Annotated in this window: 22 protein-coding genes; 17 read left to right on the top strand and 5 right to left on the bottom strand. The window is 59.5% G+C overall.

What is annotated here, in order from left to right; genetic code table 11:
• Window positions 1-111 precede the first annotated feature (111 nt).
• From B0T39_RS26450 to B0T39_RS24740, 6 genes are all read left to right on the top strand, one after another.
• Entirely contained in the window at window positions 112-231 is a 120-nt protein-coding gene (locus B0T39_RS26450; protein WP_368651268.1) for a deaminase domain-containing protein, read from the top strand.
• Between the two features lie 12 nt (window positions 232-243).
• Window positions 244-597 carry a hypothetical protein gene (locus tag B0T39_RS24760; protein WP_141111051.1) on the top strand — a complete coding sequence of 118 codons (354 nt, stop codon included), beginning with the start codon at window positions 244-246 and terminating at the stop codon, window positions 595-597.
• A gap of 425 nt (window positions 598-1022) precedes the next feature.
• A complete protein-coding gene (locus B0T39_RS24755; protein ID WP_217806186.1) occupies window positions 1023-1379 on the top strand; it encodes a hypothetical protein in 357 nt (118 codons plus the stop codon).
• Window positions 1380-1620: 241 nt separating this feature from the next.
• The gene (locus B0T39_RS02500; protein ID WP_081544665.1) at window positions 1621-1905 is read left to right on the top strand and encodes a hypothetical protein; all 285 of its coding nucleotides are present in this window, start codon (window positions 1621-1623) and stop codon (window positions 1903-1905) included.
• Window positions 1906-2006: 101 nt separating this feature from the next.
• Window positions 2007-2249 carry a DUF7683 domain-containing protein gene (locus tag B0T39_RS24750; protein WP_141111050.1) on the top strand — a complete coding sequence of 81 codons (243 nt, stop codon included), beginning with the start codon at window positions 2007-2009 and terminating at the stop codon, window positions 2247-2249.
• A 218-nt stretch (window positions 2250-2467) separates the two neighbouring features.
• The gene (locus B0T39_RS24740) at window positions 2468-2851 is read left to right on the top strand and encodes a hypothetical protein (protein WP_141111049.1); all 384 of its coding nucleotides are present in this window, start codon (window positions 2468-2470) and stop codon (window positions 2849-2851) included.
• A 42-nt stretch (window positions 2852-2893) separates the two neighbouring features.
• Here the strand turns inward: B0T39_RS24740 and B0T39_RS25535 are convergent, their stop codons facing one another.
• Complete coding sequence (locus tag B0T39_RS25535; RefSeq protein ID WP_176219464.1) at window positions 2894-3169, bottom strand: hypothetical protein; 276 nt, start codon at window positions 3167-3169, stop codon at window positions 2894-2896.
• Between B0T39_RS25535 and B0T39_RS02495 the strand changes: the two genes are divergently transcribed.
• Entirely contained in the window at window positions 3074-3799 is a 726-nt protein-coding gene (locus B0T39_RS02495) for a type III secretion system effector phosphothreonine lyase (RefSeq protein ID WP_081544664.1), read from the top strand. The genes B0T39_RS25535 and B0T39_RS02495 overlap by 96 nt on opposite strands.
• A gap of 47 nt (window positions 3800-3846) precedes the next feature.
• Here B0T39_RS02495 and B0T39_RS02490 read toward each other — a convergent pair whose 3' ends face one another.
• Window positions 3847-4839 (bottom strand): DUF2860 family protein, encoded by a 993-nt coding sequence (locus tag B0T39_RS02490; RefSeq protein ID WP_176219466.1) that lies wholly within the window; start codon window positions 4837-4839, stop codon window positions 3847-3849.
• 324 nt (window positions 4840-5163) lie between these two features.
• On the bottom strand, window positions 5164-5580 hold the full coding sequence (locus tag B0T39_RS02485; protein WP_081544662.1) for a hypothetical protein: 417 nt from the start codon (window positions 5578-5580) through the stop codon (window positions 5164-5166).
• A 370-nt stretch (window positions 5581-5950) separates the two neighbouring features.
• On the opposite strand from B0T39_RS02485, the gene B0T39_RS02480 reads away from it, so the two are divergent.
• Window positions 5951-6592, top strand: coding sequence for a hypothetical protein (locus B0T39_RS02480; protein WP_081544661.1), 642 nt, complete (start codon window positions 5951-5953; stop codon window positions 6590-6592).
• Between the two features lie 155 nt (window positions 6593-6747).
• Here B0T39_RS02480 and B0T39_RS02475 read toward each other — a convergent pair whose 3' ends face one another.
• Complete coding sequence (locus tag B0T39_RS02475; protein WP_081544660.1) at window positions 6748-7560, bottom strand: hypothetical protein; 813 nt, start codon at window positions 7558-7560, stop codon at window positions 6748-6750.
• A gap of 1 nt (window position 7561) precedes the next feature.
• Window positions 7562-9244: an ABC1 kinase family protein gene (locus B0T39_RS02470; RefSeq protein WP_081544659.1), complete on the bottom strand. Its 1683-nt coding sequence runs from the start codon at window positions 9242-9244 to the stop codon at window positions 7562-7564.
• Window positions 9245-9472: 228 nt separating this feature from the next.
• Here B0T39_RS02470 and B0T39_RS02465 point away from each other — a divergent pair, with 228 nt between their 5' ends.
• The 9 genes from B0T39_RS02465 (at window position 9473) to creC (ending at window position 17086) form a co-directional block, all read left to right on the top strand.
• A complete protein-coding gene (locus B0T39_RS02465; RefSeq protein ID WP_081544658.1) occupies window positions 9473-10249 on the top strand; it encodes a C40 family peptidase in 777 nt (258 codons plus the stop codon).
• Window positions 10250-10323: 74 nt separating this feature from the next.
• Window positions 10324-10545, top strand: a complete 222-nt coding sequence (locus tag B0T39_RS02460) for a hypothetical protein (protein ID WP_048415208.1) — start codon at window positions 10324-10326, stop codon at window positions 10543-10545.
• 79 nt (window positions 10546-10624) lie between these two features.
• Window positions 10625-11869 (top strand): lipoprotein-releasing ABC transporter permease subunit, encoded by a 1245-nt coding sequence (locus B0T39_RS02455; RefSeq protein WP_081544657.1) that lies wholly within the window; start codon window positions 10625-10627, stop codon window positions 11867-11869.
• Window positions 11862-12563 carry a lipoprotein-releasing ABC transporter ATP-binding protein LolD gene (gene lolD / locus B0T39_RS02450; protein ID WP_081544656.1) on the top strand — a complete coding sequence of 234 codons (702 nt, stop codon included), beginning with the start codon at window positions 11862-11864 and terminating at the stop codon, window positions 12561-12563. The genes B0T39_RS02455 and lolD overlap by 8 nt, the downstream gene beginning before the upstream one ends.
• Before the next feature lie 33 nt (window positions 12564-12596).
• Complete coding sequence (locus B0T39_RS02445; RefSeq protein ID WP_254894473.1) at window positions 12597-13883, top strand: mechanosensitive ion channel family protein; 1287 nt, start codon at window positions 12597-12599, stop codon at window positions 13881-13883.
• Between the two features lie 18 nt (window positions 13884-13901).
• Window positions 13902-14525 (top strand): response regulator transcription factor, encoded by a 624-nt coding sequence (locus tag B0T39_RS02440; RefSeq protein ID WP_081544655.1) that lies wholly within the window; start codon window positions 13902-13904, stop codon window positions 14523-14525.
• Window positions 14525-14989, top strand: a complete 465-nt coding sequence (gene nudB, locus B0T39_RS02435; RefSeq protein ID WP_081544654.1) for a dihydroneopterin triphosphate diphosphatase — start codon at window positions 14525-14527, stop codon at window positions 14987-14989. The genes B0T39_RS02440 and nudB overlap by 1 nt, the downstream gene beginning before the upstream one ends.
• A complete protein-coding gene (gene creB, locus B0T39_RS02430; RefSeq protein WP_081544653.1) occupies window positions 14986-15666 on the top strand; it encodes a two-component system response regulator CreB in 681 nt (226 codons plus the stop codon). Before nudB ends, creB begins: the two co-directional genes overlap by 4 nt.
• A gap of 1 nt (window position 15667) precedes the next feature.
• Window positions 15668-17086 carry a two-component system sensor histidine kinase CreC gene (gene creC, locus B0T39_RS02425; RefSeq protein WP_081544652.1) on the top strand — a complete coding sequence of 473 codons (1419 nt, stop codon included), beginning with the start codon at window positions 15668-15670 and terminating at the stop codon, window positions 17084-17086.
• Window positions 17087-17134: the final 48 nt, after the last annotated feature.

Raw genomic sequence — 17134 nt, 5'->3', positions numbered from 1 at the left:
TATCCCAGGAGTTCAAAAAACAATGGCAGCGTCAAGTTGCATAGTGCAACCAACAATAGATCAAGCTACGGTAGGCTTTGTTGGAGGTGTGCTACATGAACAATTAACCTATTGATGGAGTGGGTTTCTTGCTCAAGTTGTTCAAGTGTTATTCAGCAGTTTCAGCAAAAGTATCCGAACATTAAAATTAATGTTATTGATAGTGGTGGGGTTGTTAAGCCTGCAAGGTAGACGGCGCTTATTATGAGTCTTGAAGGTAGGGTAAATTATGATACTTTAAAAAAGTGGGCGCTAGATGCCTATTTTGAAGGATGTAGAGATCATGCAATATCAAAAGGATGGGGGCATGAGGAGGTAATTGGATATGTGGTATATCAGTTCGAAGATTACTTCTCTCTTGAGATAGAAAACTTAATGTGGGATGTCGTAATTTACATTTTGTCCGCAGGGTGGAATGTGGAAAGAGCTGGCATGGCGAGGGTGCAAATTGAGGCTTCAATAAATTCAGAAAAATTTGGGTACTTGATTGCGTCCCTACCAAATGAGGAGCGAGATGAATTTATGCATGATTTAAGAATTGTTGATTTGGCAAAATAAAGGAAAAGCATTTTTATTAGATCAGTCCCAGATGACCTGGATCTTTTGGTCTTTTTTGAGTCCGGTTCTTTTTTTGAAAACAAGCAGGACCTACATTTCTCATATGGATATACTGATACGAGTAATGTTACGGTTGTTTTTTATTGCGAGGTCGCAGGGTGGATTCAGGTTGTTTTGGAATTTCAGGGGTATGGAATATCTCGATTCTTGTGTGAGTGTGTTTCTTATTTTGAAAGAAGGCGAAATAGTGTTGGGGAGATTTTAAGTGCTGAGGTTATGCTTGGGGGTGAGGCATAATTTTTTATTAAGAGTGAATTCTTTTGTGAGATTTAATTGCTCAAATTTGGAGATGTAAGAGTGGGTGTCAAGGAAAATAAGGGGGCACATTTTTCAGTGAGGTGGTCGTCCTAAAAATAGGTAATGTAATGAAATTAATGATTAATCTCCCTGAGGATCTATTGTCTCAATCCTTGGTGCAGCAAAAAAATATACCCTGTCTTTGTAAGATAGGTATTAATTTTGAAGTGCATTTCCCATACTTGCAATATGAAAAATTTGGGCTCGTTGAGGATTGGGACAGAAAGGAGTTGGAGTGGCGAGCCCCTGCAGGAGCAGGTGGAGCATGGACGCATCATAGGTGCTGCTTGATTTCACTTGAGCCAGTATCTGATGGTGTATACAAAATTGAAGATCTCTCAATGTTTTATGAAGATATGGGATGGTTGCCAGTTCTCAAAAACTCTATATATGTGACGCCTGTCGGTATTTGGGATGAAGAGTAAGTTGAGTCGAGAGAATGGAGGTAAAGGGAACGATGCCCCCCAGTGTTGAGTAGCATGTGACTTTAGAGTCTAATCAATCATGCACGGAGATTGGACATGAAGATAACAACTCCTCAAAGATCTAGTGGTAAGCCAGGAAAAATTTTTGACGATATCGATGAAAGGATTAAACAATGCTTGCGGGTTTGATTTTTTAACAGAAGGCTGAGTATAAAAATCGTGTTTCAAAATTACTTTATTGATGTTTTTTTCCATCGATTGGGTTGATGGGAAGACATTTTTCCTAGGGTTGCCAGCAGGGCACGGGGGTTTGATTTCTTATGACTCTTCTCAAGTAGAAGTTGTCGACGCTACATTGGCGGGTAGATTGGTCTTTTGTGAGCTTAATCAGACTAAGGGAGTCTATCATTGGTCGATGATTGAAGAGCAATTGCTGGATGATTTGTTAGAGTCTGATGAGGATGCCTATCGTAGATTTTTGGAGATTATTAAAGAGGAGGGGCTTATTGATGCTGGATTTTGCTAAAAAGGGGGTGATGGTTTGTGCGCATTGATACTTGAGTAAATGGAAAGTTGTATCCTTGTTGGTAGCTTTGATAAATCAGTGCCTAATAGAAAGGTTGATAAATGATTGGACGTTATGTGTCTATTTATAATAAAGATACAGATGAGCTTGTTGAGGAAGTGGCTGTTTCTGCTGATTTGGCACTGACTGTGTTGGTCTCATTGCATGGTGATCAGGTGAACGATCCTGAGTTTTATGTGGAGTACCCTATTGATAAGGTGGTTGCTGTTGATTTGCTAAAAGAGTCGAGTTTGTCTATTGGGGTTGCTGGTGAGGATTATGTTTATTATTTGACGTGTGGTTGATTCGTCTGCAAGGCTTGTAAAGCCTAGTTTTTATCACGAAGGTTGTTGCTAACGCTTTGTTCTGAATGCGAGCCTCGTTAATGTGTTGTTGTTTGACTATGTGCAGGCTGTTAATTAGAGGAGTGACGATAGATGGCTGATAATTAGAAATTAAACCACCGCGCGCGATCGGGAAGCTTCCTACAGTTATTCATGCGCGTTATTTGGGGAGTAATTAAATGGATATTGAAATTTCAACTCCTGTAAGGGTGTTGTTTGACTTGCAGGAGGCTGACGATCATCTTCCTTCGGTGAAATTTGTTGTGTCATTGATTTCAAGTAAATTCGGATTTGATTTAAATGTAAATATGGCCATGTGGATTGAGTGTCAGTGTTTTGATGGTTTTGTCAAAAATTTGGGTGCTGGCCGGATGGCATGCTTGTCTGATATTGAGAATAATTTCAGGCTTGAGATTGATTATAATGCTGGACTTTTAGAGTGGTCTTTTAGTAAAGAGGGACTTGATGGTGGCAAGGTGATGTCATCAGGGAAGGAGTTGCTAACAGACGATGCACGTGCCGCGATATATAATTCTTTTTTCAATTATCCAAGATGGTGGTAGTGGTATTTCATATTTTACTGCAAATAATAAAGCAACCCGCGTTTACGGATTTTTGCTTGCCTTGATCATTGTTTTCAATGGTTTACAGATCAAGGCGCAAGCATAGCCGTTGAGGTGTAAATTCATCCCAGAAGGCTGAACAGTTTTTGCAAGCTCGCCCTCCTGAGCCCATGCGAAAGTACCGGCATCGCGCATCTGCGCTTTTCCCTGTGTGCTCCCACCATGCCCATTCAACGCCCCGGCCTTAAACTGAATCTCCCTCCTTTGAATATGGGCGCGCCTGCCGCCAGTGCGCCAGCGCAGTCCAGCGCAGATCATCTTCGCGCCAATATGGAAGGCTTGCGTCAGCTACTGCGGGCGATGCCGCCCGCTGATTTTCGCGAGGCCCAGCACGCTCCGGATTATGCCGGCATGCGGCAAAGCGGTTTCGCCTGCATGAGCCACGGCTTTATGTTGAGCAGCGGCGGGCAGGATGTGTTCATGCATGCCCGGCGGGAGCAGGCGCAGAATCAGGGCGAATTCGCCGGTGATAAATTCCATCTCAGCGTGCAGCGGGACTTGGTGCCGCAGGCGTTTCAGGCCTTGTCCGGGCTATTGTTTTCGGAATCCAGCCCGATTGATAAATGGAAAGTGACGGATATGGCACGCGTGGAGCCGGAGGCCAGAGTAGGCGCGGGCGCGCAGTTGACCTTGTATGTGAAGCCCGATGGCGCGGATTCTCTTTACAGCGCGCAGGGTTTGAGCCAGGTGCGCCAGTTTGTGGAGCGCCTGGAAACGACTTTGGCCGAGCACGGCATTGAGCCGGGCCAGCATCCGGAGTCCGATGTTCGTCCTGAACACTGGCGCTACGCCAGTTACCGCAATGAATTGCGCAGCGGCAGGGAGGGCGGCGATGCGCAAAGCCAGGCTTTGCGCGAGGAGCCCTTCTATCGCTTGATGACAGAGTAAGGCCCACCGCATCGCGCCCCTTTAACAGCCAGGGGCGCGTGGTGGTTTTAGAACGAGTAAATCAGCCCCACGCCAAGTGAGCGGATTTCGGCGTCGTAGAAGCTGATGTCGGCGTTGGATTTGCCGTAGGCGGCGCTGACGAAGGCGGACAGCGCTTTCTCGCCGAACAGCTGATGGCGCAGGTAGTTGAGGTCGACGGCGTAGGCCTTGCTGTCGGCTTTTTTATTGCCGAACAGCGGGTTACTTTGGTCGAAGCGCTGTTTGCGGAATTGCAGGCCGGCGCTGAAGGTGTTGAGATCGCTGCTGTAGGCGTAGTCCAGGCTCAGGCCATAGCTCTTGTTGCTCATCGCGCCGCCGTCCAGCTTGTCCTTGCCCCAGCTTAGACCCGGGGTCAGTGTTTGATTGGGGGCGAAGGCCCATTCATAGCCCGCTTTCAGCAAGGTGGCGTCGCCGTTGCGGTTCAGCGTGGCGCGGTCCGCTGTGCTGAGGCCGGCCACGCTCTGGCCGCTGCGCTCGTCGTCTATCTTGATGTTGCGCTGGGTCAGCTGGGCCTTGAAGCCGGTGCCCATGATGTTTTCCCAGCCCAGCAACAGGCCGGTGGATTTGCGCTTGGTGCCGTCGCGGTCCACGCCCACGGCGTAGGGATCGGTCCAGGTGTTTTTGCTGAGGCCGCCGTAGAGCAGGCCGGCGGAGACGATGCCGTTGTTGCCCACTTGCTGGCGCACGCCCAGTTCCAGGGTGTCGTCCATGCCCAGCGGGTCGTGGATTTGGCTGTCGAACACGATCTGGGTGCGGCTGGCGGCGAAGGTGTAGCTGAGGTCCAGCACCGGCAGAGCGAAGGAGTCGTTATGGGATTCCGGCGCGCTGTTCAGGCTGTTAGTTCTTTGATTTTTGTCCCCTTTGAAGAGGTTGGATTTGACGCGGTTGCCGCCCACGCCCAGGCCGATGCTGCCGGAGAAGCCGTTTTCTTCAGGTATCGGGTCCGCCATTGCGAGTTGAGCCGCCAGCAAAGCGGACAAGCCCACGCATATAGTGCGCATATTCATCATCCTCAAATAAAAAGAGCTACTTTAGGTTTTCACCGACGCAGCAGTGCATGGCGTCGATTTATGCAAAATGAATTATTTGTCCATGTTAAGCCGACGGCTGGCCGATTTGTCGCTTGCAGCGAAAATTTAGCCTGAGATCGCTTTGTTTTAGCCGCGGCTTGTTGCGGAATTACCATCGCGAGGCGATCGCTCCCGCAGAGGGAGAGACTGTTGCCGTGCGGACTAGCTGGGCCGTGACGAGTCTTGAAACTAGCCGGCCGGTGGCGGGATGAAATGGGCAAGGCGGCCGTGGCCGCCTTTGTGCATATCTTAAGTTTAAGACGGTGTTTGACGCAAGATCTGCTGCAGCGACAGCTCGTAGGTGTTGAGCCGGTCAATGTATTCGAACACGTCCAGCGGCGCGATGCTTTGCGTCATCACTTGTTCAAGCAGGTGGAAGAAGCCGGCCCAGCATGCGCTGGCCGCGCTTGGGTCGCTGAAGTTCACATCTTGGGCAATGCGCGCCAGCAGAAAACGGTCTGCGCAGCCGGGGTTGTCTTGCAGGAAGACGAGGTAGTGGCCCGCGTACTCCCCCCCCAGCAGATAAGCCTGGCGGCGATCGGCGAGCGGCGGCACTTGCCAGTAGCGGGCGCCGGCTTGGCCGGGCAGCTGCGCGGCGAAGGGCAAGGCGTGGTAAGGCTGGGGCTGAGGATCGGGGTGATAACGGCGGCGAAGGGGGAGAAGACATTTCATCACAATGCTCCTTTGCGAGGTTCTCGCTCGCTCACCCGCTCTCATTCGGGATGGCGAGCGCGTGACAGGGTTGAGAGACCGGCGCAAAGGACCCGGCAGACCATAAAGGTCTCCCCGCCACGGCTCGCCGAAAATTGGGCGTAGCAATGGCGCCGGTTGCTGTGAACAACCGGGAATCTTTGCAGAACGGGCTCTCAATCCCGGTGCCTGTAATCTCAAGCACGGCCGCATTATTGCCGGCTCGCGGCGTGCTAGGCAAGCGCGGCGTTTCCCCCGGGCGGGGATGTGGGGGCCGGGGGATGAGCGGGCGGGGCCGGAAATATTGGTGGTAGTATTGAACGATCAGCAACCATGCCGTGAAAGGGCTGGCATGACGAGGATTCGCCGCTTTGCCTGGGCTGTGCCGTTGTTGCTGGTCTTGTCCGCCTGTTCGCAGCAGCGCGCCGCCGATGGTTCGCTCCAACGCCGGCTGGATCTGCAGGAGGCGCTGGCTTTCGTGCATCAGGATGTGCCGCTGGCCGGCAATCATCTGGTGCTGCGCTCTTCGCTGGGAGGGCGCTTCGAGCTGAAATTCTATGACCGCCAACTGGTGACGCCGCTGGACGCGCAATGGCGCCGTGTGAGCATCGCGGACGCCCGCGTCGTCGGCGCGGACGCGCTGGTGCTGTTGCGCGCGGACGATGCGGAATGCGCGCCGGCTTACCGCCTGCTGCAAGTGCGCGACTACCGGGTGCGCAGCTGGACGCTGGTGGCCAGCTGCAATCAGGAGGGGGCGATGACGGTGGGCGAGGACGGAGGCGGGTGGCGGGCGCGTCAGCCGCGCAATCGTTTGAACGCGATGATCTGGACCTGGCGCGGCGGCGAGCTGGAGGCCAGGCTGGAGCGCCCGGCCTCGGCCTATGATTCGCCGCGGACGATTTCCCGCAGCGGCGGCGGGCGGGTCCCGCGCGGTCCGCGCGGCGGCCGAGGCGAGATGCCGGACAGCGAGCGAGGGCTGCCTCCGGCGGAGTAGGCGCTTAGAACCTGTTCAAAGTCTGCTGCGCTTCAGCGATACGGCGTTGAAAACGACTTCAGAATGCTCATGTACCACCTGTACATGAGCATTTCGAAGCCGGCACTCATCGCACAATCGCTCTACCGACGCGCAGCAGATCGTTAAGCAGGTTCTTATTGCGCCGGCGTTACTCGCACCTTGATGCTGCGCTCCAGTTGCACATTGCTGCGGCTGACGCCGATGAGCACGGTTTCCTGGCCGCCTTGGTCGCGGCCTATGCCGCCCACGGTCAGCCATTCGCCCACCGCGCCTTCCACGGTGGTGGCCAATTTGGCGCTGTCCAGGTTCTGGCCGTTGAAGGCTTGCTGGCTGGCGGCCAGTTCCAGCGTCACCCGCTGGCCGTGCAGCCGCGGCCGGGCGTAGAAGCCGGTGACGGCGTCCTGATAGCGCACGCCCACCACCGGCCGGCCGTCAGGGCCGAACATCAGCCAGGGCAGCGGCCGGCTGCTGCCTATCTCGATGAAGCCGGTCTTGCCGTCCAGCATGCGCAAGGCCTGGCTGGCCTGCAGCCGGGTGTTGGACTGGCTGGCGCCGCCGGCGATCACCACCTGGCTGCCGGGGCGCACCGTCATGGGCTTGCCGGTGCTGATGCTGTAGCCGCCGCCCTGAATCTGGCCGCCCAATTGCACCGCGGATTTGCTTTCTCGGCTGACGCCGTCCTGGGCCACTTCCACCAGCAGGGACGAGGATTTGACGTCCAGCTGGCGGATCAGCCGGCGCAGCTCCGCGCTGCGTCCGGGCGGGGCGTCCAGGATCAGTTGGTTGCCCAGCGCGCCCAGTTTTTCGCCGTCGCGCAGTTGCGGCCGCAAGGCGGCGGCCACTTCGTCGCCGTCGCGCCAGTTGAGGGTGATCACGTCGGCGGCGTTGGCCGCCGAGGCGAGGCCCAGCAGCGCGGCCGCCAATAGGGTTTTCTGTTTCGATCTCATGTCACAATTCCTTGCCGGAGCGCCAGATAGCCCATACCAGCCACACGCTGTTGAACATGGCCAGCATGAAGCCGACGAAGCCGAAGAAGGGCAGGCCGAACAATTTGGGGCCGGCGTTGACGGTCATCACGATGGAGGAGCCGATGATCAGACAGCCGGTGACGATGCCCATGGTTAGCCGGTTGGTGCTGCGGTCCAGCTGACGGCCGAAGCTGTCCAGCCGCTGCAGGTCCAGGTTGACGCGGAATTTGCCGTGGCGGATGTCCTTGCCCATGCGCATCAGGTCGCGCGGCAGGCTGGAGAGCATGGCCAGCGCTTCGCCCAGCGAGTGGCGGCCGCGTTTGAGCAGGGCCGCCGGATGGTAGCGGGCGATGGAGAGCTCGCGCACAAAGGGCGTGATGTGGGCGATGAGCTGGAAATCCGGGTCCAGCTGGCGGCCCAGGCCTTCCAGGGTGATCAGCGCCTTGAACAGCATGGCCATGTCCGGCGGCAGCAGGATGGAGTGGTCGCGGATCAGCGCCATGATGTCGGAGATCAGTTGGCTGATGTTGATACCCTTGAGGGGCACATGTTCGTACTGGAACAGGAATTCGCCCACGTCGTGGGCGAACTGGCGTTCGTTGACCGGGGTGTTGCCGGTCCATTCGATCAGCACGTCGATGATGCCGGCCTCGTCGCGGTTGGCCACGGCGGCGAGCAGATCGACGATTTCGTCGCGGCGGCCGTGGCTGATCCGGCCCACCATGCCGAAGTCGATGAAGGCGATGCGGTGCTCGGGCAGGAAGAAGACGTTGCCCGGATGCGGGTCCGCGTGGAAGAAGCCGTGGATCAGGATCATCTTCAACACGGCGTCCGCGCCGCGCTGGGCCAGCAGCACCGGATCCAGGCCGCTGTCGGCCAGTTGTTCCAGCCGAGCGGCCGGCACGCCGGCGATGTAGTCCTGCACGTTGACGGCGGCGTTGGTGTAGTCCCAGTAGACCTTGGGCACCCGGACTTCAGGATCGTCGGCGAAGTCGCGGGCGAAGCGTTCGGAGTTGCGGGCTTCCACCGCCAGGTCCATTTCCCGCTTCAGCGAGCGGGCGAACTGGCCGACGATTTCCACCGGTTGAAAGCGGCGCACGTCGGGGAATTCCAGTTCCAGCAGGCCGGCCAGGTGGTTGAGGATGCGCAGGTCCGCTTCCACCTTGTCCACAATGCCGGGGCGGCGCAGCTTGACCGCCACGTCGCTGCCGTCGTGCAGGGTGGCGCGGTGAACTTGGGCGATGGAGGCGGAGCCGATGGGGTTGAGATCGAAGTGGGCGAACACGGCTTCAGGCTCGTCGCCCAGCGCGGCCTTGACCAGGCGGCGAACCGCTTCCGGACGCACCGGAGGCACCTTGTTTTGCAGCTTTTCGAATTCGGCGATCCAGTCCGGCGGGAACACGTCCACGCGGGTGGAGAGAATCTGGCCTAGCTTGATGAAGGTGGGGCCCAGCTCTTCGAAGGCCAGGCGCACGCGCACCGGGGTGGGTGGGCGGTTTTCCGGTTCCGGCAGGTTGAGGTTCAACCATTGGCCGGCTTTTTCCACCGCGCGCGGTAATTTTAGCCTTTGGGCGAATTCGCCCAGGCCGTGACGAATCAGAATGCCGCTGATTTCCTTCAGTCTCGGCAGGTCGCGCATGGCGATCAGGGTTTCTCTCAGCATCGGTTCTGCCTTGTGGGCATGGGTTTTTACTCAAAAACAAAGGCTTGCCGTCCGGGCGCGCCGGCGCCGTCCCGCCGCGCGGTTTTGTCGCCGGCCATGCCAATGCGATGGATTGTACGCCATTAGTGCCGGCTGTCTCGCCCAAGGTTCAAGCGGGCCGGTCCAAAGCGCTGGAAACGGCCTGCCTGCGGCTTTACACTGCCGCCCCCGTCCGATAGAGTTCGCCCTATGAAATTGCAACTCCGCTTAATGACTCTGGTGCTGGCGGGCTTTATGGTATTCGCTGAAGCGGCTCCGGAAAAGGCCCCTCCGGAGGGGCGCCCCGCGGCGGAAGCTAGCGCGCAGTCCGGCCAGGACGATCCCATCTCGAAATTCTCCTCCCCCGCGGAAGACGCGGTGGGGGATTTGCTGTTGCAAGCCATGAGCCTCTTGGGCGTGGCCTATCGTTTTGGCGGCAATTCGCCGGAAAACGGCCTGGATTGCAGCGGTTTCATCCGTTATGTGTTTCAAAAATCCCTGAAAGTGAACTTGCCGCGCACTTCGGCTGAAATGGCCCGCGTGGGGAAATCCATCAATCGCAGCGAACTCGTGCCCGGCGATCTGGTCTTTTTCAATACCCGCGGCTTCAGCTATTCCCATGTGGGCATGTATATGGGCAACGGGAAATTCATTCACGCGCCGCGCACCGGCAAGAATATCGAAGTGGCCAACATCAACCAGAGCTACTGGAACGGCCGCTTCAACGGCGCGCGTCGTGTTAATCGCAGCACGGCGGCGCAGGCGGCGGACACGTCCGACGATCTGACCGTGGCGACGTCGACGCGCAAGGCCTCTGCGGAAAGCGCTCCGGCGGTCAAGTGCCGCAAGGGCAAGAAGTGCAAGCCGGTGGCCGCCAAAAAAGGCGGCAAGGCGGAAGCCAAGAAGGAGGGCAAGAGCGGCGGCAAGGCGGCGGCGAAGAAGGGCGGCAAGGCCGCCGCCGGCGCCAAGAAAAAAGCCAAGCGTTGATTGGCGGCTTAAGCTGATAAGGATGCAGGAACGACATTGCCCGCGTTGCGGGCAATGTGCTTTGGAGCGAAACGATGGCATTGAAAGTGGACATACCGGTGTGGAAAGACCCGCAAGGCAATGTGGTGGCTTGCGTGGAAAAACTGAAAGTGATGCAGGAGAACCTGGAGGAGCTGGCCCAGCTGGCGCAGGACGCCTTGGAGGACGCGGTGCTGATGGGCTGCGACGAGGGTCAGGTCAAGGATTTCCTGGTTCAGGTGATGCAAAGCCTGCACAACCCCTATCAAGGGCGCTGAGCGCCGTTTTCATCCACCCCCTCGGGTTGGCCGCCGCGCGCGGCGAACCCTCGATTCGCTCCGGAAAGGGGCTTTTTTGATGCATTGGCCTTTTGAAGCCTTTATCGGCCTGCGCTATTTGCGGGCCAAACGCCGCAACGGTTTCATTTCCTTCATTTCCCTGATTTCCATCGTCGGCATCGCGCTGGGCGTGGCCGCGCTGATCATCGTGCTGTCGGTCATGAACGGCTTCCAGAAGGAAATCCGCGGCCGCATCCTGAGCGTGGCCTCGCATCTGGAGGTGAGCACCTACGACGGCCGGCTGGATCATTGGCGGCAGGTGGCCCAGCTGGGCGGCGCGCAACCGCATGTGCTGGCCGCCGCGCCCTTCGTCAACAGCCAGGGCCTGTTTACCGCTTACGGCAATATCCAAGGCGGCCTGGTGCGCGGCATCGAACCGGCGCTGGAGGACAAGGTGGTGGACGTGGGCCGACACATGGTGGCCGGCAAGCTGGAGAATTTGCGGCCCGGCGAGTTTGGCATGGCGCTGGGCGCGGAGTTGGCGCGCCGGCTGAATGTGGGCCTGGGCGACAAGGTGATGCTGATGGTGCCGCAGGGTTCTATCACGCCGGCCGGCATGCTGCCGCGTTCCAAGCAGTTCACCGTGGTGGGCATTTTCAAGGTGGACATGTTCGAGTTCGACGCTTCGCTGGCGATGGTGAACCTGCGCGATGCCCAGGTGTTGTCGCGGATGGGGGACAACGTCAGCGGCGTGCGCTTCAAGCTGGACGACCCGATGCTGGCGCCGACGGTGAAGCAGGCGCTGCGCGCCAAGTTGCCGCAGAATCTGGTGACGGACTGGACCGACACCAATTCCAATTATTTCCGCGCGGTGCAAATCGAAAAAAGGATGATGACCATCATCCTGACGCTGATTGTGGCGGTGGCGGCGTTCAATCTGGTGTCCACGCTGGTGATGGTGGTGACGGACAAGCAGGCGGACATCGCCATTCTGCGCACGCTGGGCGCGTCCCCGGCCAGCATCATGAAAATCTTCATGATCCAGGGCTCGGTGGCCGGGGTGCTGGGCACTTTGTCCGGGGTGGCCTCGGGCGTGCTGATTGCCTTGAATCTGGACGTGATCGTGCCGCTGATTGAACGCGTCATCGGCAGCAAGATCCTGTCCAGTGAGGTGTATATGATCGACTATCTGCCGTCGGACGTGCAGTGGAACGATGTGTCCACCATCACTCTGATTTCCCTGCTGCTGGCCTTGTTCGCCACGCTATACCCCAGCTGGCGCGCGGCGCGCACCCAACCGGCGGAGGCTTTGCGCTATGAGTAATGTGTTGTCGTGCCAAGGCTTGGGCAAGTCCTATAACGAAGGCAAGTTGCAACTGACGGTGTTGTCCGATGTCAGCCTGACGGTGGAGAAGGGCGCCAGCCTGGCCATTGTCGGCGCGTCCGGCTCCGGCAAGAGCACGCTGCTGCATTTGCTGGGCGGGCTGGATACGCCCAGTCAGGGCCGCGTGGAGGTGCTGGGCCGGGATCTGGCGACGATGTCCGAGGCGGAGCGCGGCCGGATGCGCAACGCTTCGCTGGGCTTCGTCTATCAGTTCCACCATTTACTGCCGGAATTCAGCGCGCTGGAAAATGTGATGATGCCGCTGCTGATTCGCCGCATGCCGCGCAAGCAGGCGGAGCGGGAGGCGAGCGAGATGCTGGGCCGCGTGGGCCTGGGCCAGCGCTTGCAGCACAAACCGGGCGAATTGTCCGGCGGCGAGCGTCAGCGGGCGGCGGTTGCGCGCGCGCTGGTGACCCGGCCGGCCTGCCTGCTGGCCGACGAGCCTACCGGCAACCTGGACGTGCACACCGCCAAGCAGGTGTTCGATCTGATGCTGGAACTGAACCGCACGCTGGATACCAGTCTGATCATCGTGACCCATGATCTGGAGCTGGCAGCGCGAGCGCAGCGCACGCTGCGCTTGAACGAAGGCAGGCTGGCGGAGACGGAGCGCGCCGCGGGCGAGCCGGCTTAAATTCGAATTCTTGACTCCAAAAGGGAGATTATTTTGCTGTTCAAGCGTGAAGAAATCGACTTCGATGCCTTGCTGGACATCCTGCAAACCCCGTCCGGCATGATGGAGGCGGCGATAGGCGTGTTGTGCGTGTTCATCGCCTTCTATCTGGCCCGTTTCGCCTTCAAGCAGTTTTTCGATCACAACCCGGAGCGCTATGAGCGCTTTTTGCCCTATGTGGGCTTCCGCCTGGTGCTGCCGGTGGCGGCGCAGGCCTTGGTGATGCTGTCTCGCTCCGCCTGGGTGCACCTGCTGCACGAGCGCGCGATGGTGCTGCATCTGCTGAGCGCGATGCTGTTCTGGCTGACCTTGATCCGGCTGTGTTGCGCTGTGGTGCGCCAGGCGCTGCCCAAGGGCCGTTTCGAACGCCATACCGAACATTTCCTCGCCACGGTGCTGTGGCTGGGCTTTGTCAGCTGGGCCATCGGTTTCGACATGGTGGTGATCGAATGGCTGGAGTCGATGTCGTTCTCGGTGGGCAAGACCCGCTTGAACATGCTGACCATACTCAATGGTTTGTTGTGGGTGTCCATCATCGTGATGGTGGCTTTGTGGGTCAGCCGCCTGATTGAATCCCGCTTGCTGAATCTGAAGCAGCTGGACCCCAGCCTGCGCATCGTGCTGGCCAAGCTGACCCGCACGATATTGCTGGTTTTGGTGGTGCTGATCGCGCTGCCGGTGGTGGGCATTGATCTGACGGTGCTGTCGATGTTCGCCAGCGCGATGGTGTTTGGCTTGAGCTTCGGCATGCAGAAGATCGCCAGCAACTTCGTGTCCGGCTTCATCATCCTGCTGGATCACTCCATCCGCATCGGCGACCGGCTGATGGTGGAAAACCGCGTGGGCTACGTCACCAAGATGACTTCGCGCTATGTGGTGCTCAAGGGCGCCGACGGCACCGAGGCGCTGATTCCCAACGATGTGTTGATGACCAATACCGTGGTCAACCAGTCGTATTCCGACAAGAGCATGTGGACCAGCTTGCCGGTGTCCGTGGCTTACGGCACGGATCTGGACAAGGCGCTGGAATTGCTGCAGCAGGCGGCAAGCACACAACAGCGGATTGTGAAGGACCCGGCGCCGCGAGGCTTCGTCACTTTGTTTGCCGACAGTAGCATTAATCTGGAGCTGGGCTTTTGGGTGGCGGACCCGGAAAACGGCTTCATGGGTTTGAAATCCGATTTGAATATGGCAATTTGGCGCTTGTTCCAGCAACATGGCATTCAAATGCCGTTCCCGCAGCGGGAAATCCGCATTCTCAACGATAAGCCGCAAGACTAAGGCAAGGGAGACGCCGCCATGGCAGGCAAACGCTTGGCAATCATAGACGACGACGCCGCGGTGCGGGAGTCGCTGGTATGGCTGCTGGACGGCCAGGGTTATCTGGCCAGCGGCTTCGACAGCGCGGAGGAGTTTCTGGCTTGCCAGGACGGCGGCGACTTCAACGGCATCATCCTGGACCTGAGGCTGTCCGGCATGAGCGGCATCATGCTGCTGGAAAAGCTGGCGGGCTGGCCTTACTGTCCGCCGGTGATCATGCTCACCGCCCACGGCGACGTGCCGCACGCGGTGGCGGCGCTCAAGTTGGGCGCGCTGGATTTCATGGAGAAGCCGTTCGACGATGAACGCTTGCTGGAGCGCGCCGAGGCCGCGGTGCTGCGCGATGAACAGAACCGTTTGCTGCACGGCCGCCGCAGCAAGGTGTCCGCCGCCTTGTCCTTGTTGACGGACCGCGAGCGCGAGGTGATGCAGCTGATTCTCACCGGCAAGCTGAACAAGCAGATTGCGGAAGAGCTGACCATCAGCATGAAAACGGTGGAAGTGCACCGCGCCCGCGTGTTCGACAAGATGGGCGTCAAATCCGCGGTGGAGCTGGCCGGCTTACTGGCCAGTCAGAGCCCGTCCAACGGAGGCAAGGGCTGATGGGCGATAAGCAACCGGTATCGGTGCTGGTGGTGATCCACACCGTGGACGGCCAGGCGCTGTTGATCGAACGCGCTGATAAGCCCGGCTACTGGCAATCCGTGACCGGCAGCCGAGAGGGCGAGGAGGCCTTGCGCGACACCGCGCTGCGCGAACTGGCGGAGGAAACCGGCCTGGTCCTGACGCGGGACGATGCCCGGCTCAGCGACTGGGGCCTGGTCAACCGCTACGAAATCTATCCGCATTGGCGCCACCGTTATCCGGACGGCGTCACCCATAACGAAGAACATGTGTTTGGGCTATGCCTGGAGCAGCCGCTGACAGTGACGCTGGCGCCGCGCGAGCATCTGGCCCAGCAATGGCTGCCGTGGGACGAGGCCGCCGACAAGGTGTTTTCGCCGTCCAACGCCGAGGCGTTGCGGATGCTGCCGCAAAGGCTGGCGCCGGCGGCGGCGCGGTCATGAAGCCGCTGATCTGGCTGGCCGAGGATGAGGCCGGCATCGCGGACACTCTGATCTACACGCTGGAAACCGACGGCTTCGCCGTTGAGTGGTTCGAGCGCGGCCTGCCGCTGTTGGAGCGGCTGGATCACGCCGTCCCGGCCTTGTGCATCCTGGACGTGGGCCTGCCGGACATCAACGGCTTCGATCTGTGCCGCCGGCTGCGCGAGCGCGCGGATCTGCCGCTGATGTTTCTGACCGCGCGCAGCGAGGAGATGGACCGCATCATCGGCCTGGAGATCGGCGCGGACGACTACGTGGCCAAGCCGTTTTCGCCGCGCGAAGTCAGCGCCCGCGCGCGCACTATCTTGCGGCGCTACGCCAAGGGCCAGGCCCCGGCCGCCGCGCCGGCGCCCGCCGGCTTCGAGCTGGACGAGGCGCGGGCTTGCGTCCATTTCGCCGGCCGCAAGCTGAACCTGACCCGCTACGAATATCTGCTGCTGAAAACCCTGCTGGCGGAGCCGGGCCGGGTGTTTTCGCGCCAGCAGCTGATGGAGCGGGTGTGGCGCGACGCCGAGGACAGCTTCGACCGCACCGTGGACACCCACGTCAAGACCCTGCGTGCCAAGCTGCGCGACATCGACCCCGACGCCCAGCCCATCCAGACCCATCGCGGCCTGGGTTACAGCCTGGGCGAGTGAGATGCGCTTCGGCCTGCGGCTGTTCCTCGGTTATTTCCTGATCGTGGCCGTGGCCGGCTGGTTCGTGCTGGCCATCTTCACCCAGGAAGTGAAGCCGGGCGTGCGGCGCGCCACCGAGGGCACGCTGGTGGACAGCGCCAATGTGCTGGCCGGCATCGCCGCCGCGGACATGGCGGACGGCGACATCGCCAACGGGCGGCTGGCCCGCGCCTTCCGCGACAAGGCGCGGCCGCCCATCGCCGCCAATATTTCCGGCATCGTCAAAAACAATATGGAGTTCCGCGTCTACGTCACCGACACGCGCGGCGTGGTGATTTTCGACTCCAGCGGCCGCGACCTGGGGCGGGACTACTCGCGCTGGAACGATGTTTACCGCACGCTGCGCGGCGAATACGGCGCGCGCAGCACTCGCAGCAAGCCGGACGACGAAAACAGCAGCGTGATGCACGTAGCCGCCCCGGTGCGGCTGGACGGGCGCATTGTCGGCTCTCTGACCGTGTCCAAACCCAATGTGACGATGGAGCCGGTGATACGCCGCAGCGAACGCAAGATCATGCTGGCCGGCGGCGCGCTGTTGGGCGCCGCCTTGCTAATAGGCGCGGTGATGGTGTGGTGGATCAACCGCTCTATCCGCCGGCTGGTGGGCTACGCCGAGGCGGTGGCGGCCGGCCAGCCGGCCAATGTGCCGCGGCTGGGCAGCCCGGAGCTGGACAGCCTGGGCCAGGCGGTGGAGGCGATGCGGCGCAAGCTGGAGGGCAAGGCCTATGTGGAAGGCTATGTGCACACGCTGAGCCATGAATTGAAAAGCCCGCTGGCGGCGATACGCGGCGCCGGCGAGCTGTTGCGGGAAGACCCGCCGCCGGAAACGCGCCGCCGCTTCGTCGACAACATCCTGGCGCAAAGCCTGCGCATGCAGCAGTTGATTGAAAGGCTGTTGTGGCAGGCGCGGGTGGAGTCGCGGCTGCGGCCGGACGCTAGTCCGCTGGACTGGCCGGCCTTGATCGAGGAAACCGCCGACGGCAAGGCGCTGGCCGCCGCCCGGCGCGACGCGCGCATAGAGCGCCGGCTGGCCCCAGCCAGCCTGAACGGCGACCGCCTGCTGCTGACGCAGGCCTTGTCCAATCTGCTGGACAACGCGCTGGAGTTCAGCCCGCCGGGCGGCGTGATCGAACTTTACGGCGCGCCGGAAGAGGGCGGTTATCTGCTCCGCGTGCGCGATCACGGTCCGGGCGTGCCGGATTACGCGCTGGAACGGGTGTTTGAGCGCTTTTACTCCTTGCCGCGTCCGGACAGCGGCAAAAGCACCGGCCTGGGCTTGAGCCTGGTGCGGGAGGTGGCGCAGCTGCACGGCGGCCGCGCAGAACTGCTCAACCACGCCGACGGCGGCGCCGAGGCGCGGCTCTGGCTGCCGTTGGGTTGAGCCGCTCGGACTTCACACGCTTTTCACACCAGCCCATTCCCGCTTCAC

It is taken from the genome of Chromobacterium haemolyticum (assembly GCF_002081825.1).
GTDB lineage: Bacteria > Pseudomonadota > Gammaproteobacteria > Burkholderiales > Chromobacteriaceae > Chromobacterium > Chromobacterium fluminis.
This window is presented reverse-complemented; position numbering and strand designations above follow the sequence as displayed.